We start from the raw sequence: 5,763 nt of genomic DNA on the forward strand, positions 1-5,763 counted from the left end.
AACCTCCCGTTTGCTGCATGGATTCAGATTCGAAGCCCCGTGGGAATCCCTGAGAGTCGGAAACGGCGCTCGTTGGTATAACGGGGGCGGATGGTCGCCGTCCACGGAGGGGGCGCTGCGGCAGTTGGCCTCGCGACCCGATGCTCTCCTCCTCGCCGCGACAGACGCCAATCCCCAAGGGGAGTTGTTTGCCGAGCGGTTGCGGGCGCTCGCTGTCGAGACCGGGTGCGACTGGTCGCGGCTCCGCCCGCCCGAGGAGGACTGGAACGAGACCCTGAAAATCAGGGAGAAAGAAAAGAGGGAAAGAAAGGAAGACGGCGTGCCGCATTCGCACCGCCCGCGTCAAGGGAAGCTTCGCCCGGCGGAGCCGGCCCTTGACCCGGCCGGCCGCGATGCCGGCGGCCCGGAAGGTGTCATGAAGGACTGAAGAGGATGGCAAGGTCGATAGGACAGTGCTGCGCTTCGGTCCCGAACCATCTCGAAGGAGCCGCAGATGAATCCCTCTCCCGCAATCCGAAAGGTCTTCCAAGGCGTCGCGTCACGCCAGCAAATGTTCCGGATGTTCGACCGGCACGCCCAGCGTCCGAACCGTTGGGAGGGCGACGCCTCGCCCCTTTGTGCCGGCGAATGGTTCGAGATCACGGAAGTCGAGCATGACTACATGTTCGAAATCCTGCCACCGCTCTGGATCCGCGGCGCGATGTTCGCTATGCGCGAGTATCTCGCCGGTTCCGTGACATCAGTGTTCTTCGCCTTGCGGATCGATGGCGACATCCGACACTTCCATGGCTATTGCGATCTCTCCGATGGGCAAGCGGTCGAGCGCATGCGCGTGGCAATCATCGAGCGTGAGAGCCGGCCGGTGCGCGCCATGACCCGCGAAGAACGCCTGGAACATATCTGGAGCATCACTGCGGACGACTATCGTGGCTATGCCGGCGATCGCTGGCCGGAAGCCGCGTGCGGCAAGCGCACAATCTTGCTCTACGGCAGCAAGACGGGCAGCATGTTGAAACTGCTCGACGATCTGACTGACGACGAAATCGCCGGCAAGCTGCCGGTGCAACTGCGCCACCTTCCCTCGCCGATTGCCGCATGAAGGAGGCTTCACGATGCTTTCTTTCCCGCTCACATCGGTCCGCGAGGCGATCGCCCGCGGACGTGCCGACGCGGAAGCCCATGGCGGCTTTCGTAACCCCTATTACGGCCTGCGCCCTGGCAAGGACGAGCAGCCCGGGCTCTGGCTCGTCGGCGACCAGGGTGTCTACCTGATGTCCAACGGCAAACTGCCGATGGTGCCAAGCCCTTTGTCGTCTATGCCGAGGAATGCGATCCCCGCACCAATGACGACTGGTTCGCTGTCAAACGCCGGACATTCGGCGGCGATGACGGTGTCGATTTCATCGATGCGGAACAGCTCGAAGCCATGATGGCGGCGGCTCCGGAGGCGACGCACCTTCGTGTCGCATTCCTTCAAGACTCGATGCAGCTCTATCTGATCGCGAAATCCTAGACATTTCGCGACCAGCCCGGCCCGTTTGGCCACAAAACCCAAAACCCTGAGCGTCCTTCAGTCCCGCAAGTGCTCCCCCGCGGGGTGATGACGCTCGCCTATCTGCGAGGAAAATTTCATGAGCAACGATCCCTTCACTCTCGACATGTTCGGCAGCAGCGCGCTGTCATCAGGCCTCGGCCTAGGTGTCAGACCGTTCGGCGGCTTCGATACGGTCGCGGCCAATGACGACGACCCCGAACCGACGCCGCCCTCTCCCGCTCCGGCTTTGCCGGTCGCGGCGATTGAACGTCCGGCGCCCCGGCGGCAGTGCAACCGGCGCAACTTCTACCTCGACGACGCGGATCGAGGCTTGGCCGTATCCTGGAAGGATCGCGCCCGCGCCAATGTTGCGGCGATCCTGATCGCGAACAACATCGAGAAGCAGGATAGGCCAGCGACCCTGAAGGAGCAGGCACAACTCGTCCGCTTCACCGGCTTCGGGGCCTCGGAGTTGGCGAACACGATGTTCCGCCGCCCCGGTGAGATCGATTTCCGGACCGGGTGGGGCGAGCTCGGCAGCTCGCTCGAAAGTGCCGTCTCAGATGGGGATTACGCGTCGCTCGCCCGCTGCACGCAATATGCCCATTTCACGCCGGAGTTCATCATCCGGGCAATCTGGTCGGGCTTGCAGCGCATGGGCTGGCGTGGCGGCCGCGTGCTCGAGCCCGGTATCGGTACGGGCCTGTTTCCAGCCCTGATGCCGACGGCGTTCCGCGACAGGACCTTCGTCACCGGCGTCGAACTCGATCCCGTCACCGCCCGGATCGTCAAGCTGCTGCAGCCGAAGGCTCGCATCATCAAAGGCGACTTTGCGCGAACCGATCTGGCGCCGATCTACGATCTCGCCATCGGCAATCCGCCCTTCTCCGACCGGACTGTCCGGTCTGACCGGACCTATCGCTCGCTCGGCCTCCGGCTCCATGACTACTTTATCGCCCGGTCGATCGACCTCCTGAAACCCGGCGCGCTCGCCGCCTTCGTCACCAGTTCCGGCACGATGGACAAGGCGGATGCGACAGCGCGCGAACATATCGCCAAGACCGCCGACCTGATCGCTGCGATCCGACTGCCGGAGGGCAGTTTCCGCCGGGACGCCGGCACGGATGTCGTCGTCGACCTTCTCTTCTTCCGCAAGCGTAAGGCCGGCGAAGTCGAGAATGATCTGTCATGGCTCGATCTTCAGGAAGTGCGGCCCGAAAGCCAAGATGACGGCGCAATTCTAGTGAACCGCTGGTTTGAAGAGCATCCCCGTTTCGTCCTCGGCGATCATGCCCTCACCTCCGGGCCCTTTGGCGAAACCTACACCTGCCGGCCGCGCGCCGACGAGGATCTGCAGGCGGCTCTGGAGGAGGCAATCGGGCGCCTTCCCGAAGGCGGCTATGACGGCGAGCCGACCGCGATCGACATCGACCTTGAGGACGAGCTCGGCGAGATCGTCGATCTTCGGCCCGAGAACCGACAGGTCAGGGAAGGAAGTTTTTTCATCGACATCAGCCGCGGTCTCATGCAGATGGTCGACGGATCTCCGCAAGCGGTGAATGTACGAAAAGGGCGATCAGGCGAAGGCCTGTCCGAAAAGCACGTCGGCATCATCAAGAAGTTGATTCCGATCCGCGACGCCGTGCGCGAGGTGCTGAAGGCCCAGGAGCAGGATCGGCCATGGCGCGATCTGCAAGTTCGGCTGCGCATCGCCTGGTCGAGCTTCGTGCGCGACTTCGGTCCGATCAACCACACCACGGTCTCGATCAGCGAGGATGAGGAATCCGGCGAAGTGCGCGAAACGCACCGCCGTCCGAACCTGCAGCCCTTCCTCGGCGATCCCGATTGCTGGCTGGTTGCCTCGATCGAGGATTACGACCTCGACACCGATACGGCGAAACCAGGTCCGATCTTTTCCGAACGGGTCATCGCGCCGCCTGCCCCGCCCGAAATCACCAGTGCTGCGGACGCGCTGGCCGTGGTGCTCAACGAACGCGGCCGCGTCGACATCGAACATATCGCCGAGCTGCTGCACAGACGCGTTGATGCGGTAGTCGACGAACTCGGCGATGCGATCTTCCGGGATCCTGCCGATGGCTCCTGGCAGACGGCGGATGCCTATATCGCCGGTCCGGTCCGCACCAAGCTTGCCGTCGCCGAAGCTGCGGCGGCACTCGATCCAGCCTACGAACGCAACGTCCCCGCGCTTCAGGCGGTTCAGCCGACCGACCTTCGCCCCTCCGACATCACCGCGCGCCTCGGGGCGCCGTGGATCCGGCGAGCGACGTCGTGACCTTCGTGAAGGAGATGATGGGCTCCGACATCAGGATCCACCATATGCCGGAGCTTGGGAGTTGGACCGTGGAGGCCCGGCAGCTTGGGCTTAGTGCTGCAGGAACATCCGAATGGGGCACAAGCCGCCGCGATGCCGGTGAGCTGCTCGCCGATGCGCTGAACAGCCGTGTTCCGCAGATCTTCGACGTCTTCAAGGATGTCAGTGGCGAGCGCCGCGTGCTGAATGTCGTCGATACCGAGGCCGCGCGCGACAAGCTGCAGAAGATCAAACAGGCCTTCCAGGACTGGGTTTGGACCGATCCCGATCGCACCGATCGGCTGGCGCGGGTCTATAACGACCGGTTCAACAACCTTGCGCCCAGACGGTTCGACGGCGCTCACCTCAAACTTCCCGGCGCCTCTGGCGCCTTCGTTCTTTATGGGCACCAGAAACGCGGCATCTGGCGGATCATCTCCTCCGGCTCGACCTATCTTGCGCATGCGGTCGGCGCCGGCAAGACGATGACGATGGCGGCGGCGATCATGGAGCAACGGCGGCTGGGCCTGATCGCCAAGGCCATGCTCGTGGTCCCCGGTCATTGCCTGGCACAGGCTGCCCGCGAGTTTCTCGCTCTCTACCCCAATGCCCGCATTCTCGTCGCCGACGAGACGAATTTCACCAAGGACAAGCGCGCCCGCTTCCTGTCGCGCGCGGCGACCGCCACCTGGGATGCGATCATCATAACGCACTCGGCGTTCAAGTTCATCGCCGTGCCGTCGGCCTTCGAACAACAGATGATCCACGATGAGCTGGAACTCTACGAGGATCTGCTGACCAAGGTGGACAGCGAGGACCGCGTCTCGCGCAAGCGCCTCGAGCGGCTGAAGGAAGGCCTGCAGGAACGTCTGGAAGGGCTTGGGACCCGAAAGGACGATCTGCTGACGATCTCCGAGATCGGTGTCGACCAGATCATCGTCGATGAAGCGCAGGAGTTCCGGAAGCTTTCCTTCGCGACCAACATGAGCACGTTGAAGGGCATCGACCCGAACGGCTCGCAGCGCGCCTGGGACCTCTATGTGAAGTCCCGGTTCGTCGAAACGAAGAATCCGGGCCGCGCCCTGGTGCTTGCTTCCGGCACGCCGATCACCAACACACTCGGTGAGATGTTCTCGATCCAGCGCCTGCTCGGCCGCGAGGCTCTCGCCGAGCGCGGCCTGCACGAATTCGATGCCTGGGCGTCCTGCTTCGGCGATACCACGACCGAGCTGGAGATCCAGCCGTCCGGCAAATACAAGCCGGTCAGCCGCTTTGCGAGCTTCGTCAATGTCCCGGAACTGATCGCCATGTTCCGAGCCTTTGCTGATGTCGTCATGCCGGCGGATCTCCGCGAATACGTCAAGGTGCCGGATATCTCCACCGGCCGGCGGCAGATCCTGACCGCCAAGCCCACGCCTGCGTTCAAGTCCTATCAGCAGATCCTTGACACCCGCATCAAGGCGATCGAGATGCGTGAGGGATCGGCGCAGCCCGGCGACGATATCCTGCTCTCGGTCATCACCGACGGCCGGCATGCGGCGATCGATCTTCGCCTCGTCATGCCGGCTAACGACAATGAGGAGGATAACAAGCTCAACCTCCTCGTTCGCAATGCCTTTCATATTTGGAAAGAGACGAGCGGGGCCACGTATCTTCGCCCAGACGGCAGGTCCTATGACCTGCCCGGCGCCGCGCAGATGATCTTCTCCGATCTCGGCACGATCAACGTCGAGAAAACCCGCGGCTTTTCGGCATACCGCTGGATTCGCGATGAGCTCGTCCGGCTCGGCGTTCCCCCGTCCGAAATCGCCTTCATGCAGGACTACAACAAGACCGATGGCACCGTAAAGTTAACCGACGGCTGAGGAAGATGTGCGTACATGGGCCATGTCAGAAGTTGCTCGTGATCCGCTTTATC

The 5,763-nt window shown here is 63.0% G+C and carries 2 protein-coding genes and 2 pseudogenes; all 4 read left to right on the forward strand.

The window, feature by feature from the left end; translation table 11 throughout:
* Positions 1-427: toprim domain-containing protein (locus AU381_RS00395; RefSeq protein ID WP_156528514.1), on the forward strand; the 427-nt coding region annotated here is incomplete at its 5' end.
* Between the two features lie 66 nt (positions 428-493).
* Complete coding sequence (locus AU381_RS00400) at positions 494-1,099, forward strand: DUF1419 domain-containing protein (RefSeq protein WP_014330959.1); 606 nt, start codon at positions 494-496, stop codon at positions 1,097-1,099.
* A 13-nt stretch (positions 1,100-1,112) separates the two neighbouring features.
* Positions 1,113-1,513, forward strand: a pseudogene (locus AU381_RS00405) (DUF3085 domain-containing protein).
* Positions 1,514-1,631: 118 nt separating this feature from the next.
* A pseudogene (locus tag AU381_RS27845) lies at positions 1,632-5,698 on the forward strand (DEAD/DEAH box helicase family protein); the annotation flags it as partial.
* Positions 5,699-5,763 lie beyond the last annotated feature (65 nt).

The organism is Sinorhizobium glycinis, assembly GCF_001651865.1.
GTDB classification, from domain to species: Bacteria; Pseudomonadota; Alphaproteobacteria; order Rhizobiales; family Rhizobiaceae; genus Sinorhizobium; species Sinorhizobium glycinis.

Excerpts from the sequence above, each read along its gene's own strand:
- AU381_RS00400 (WP_014330959.1), top strand. The coding sequence starts at position 494 with ATGAATCCCTCTCCCGCAATCCGAAAGGTCTTCCAAGGCGTCGCGTCA.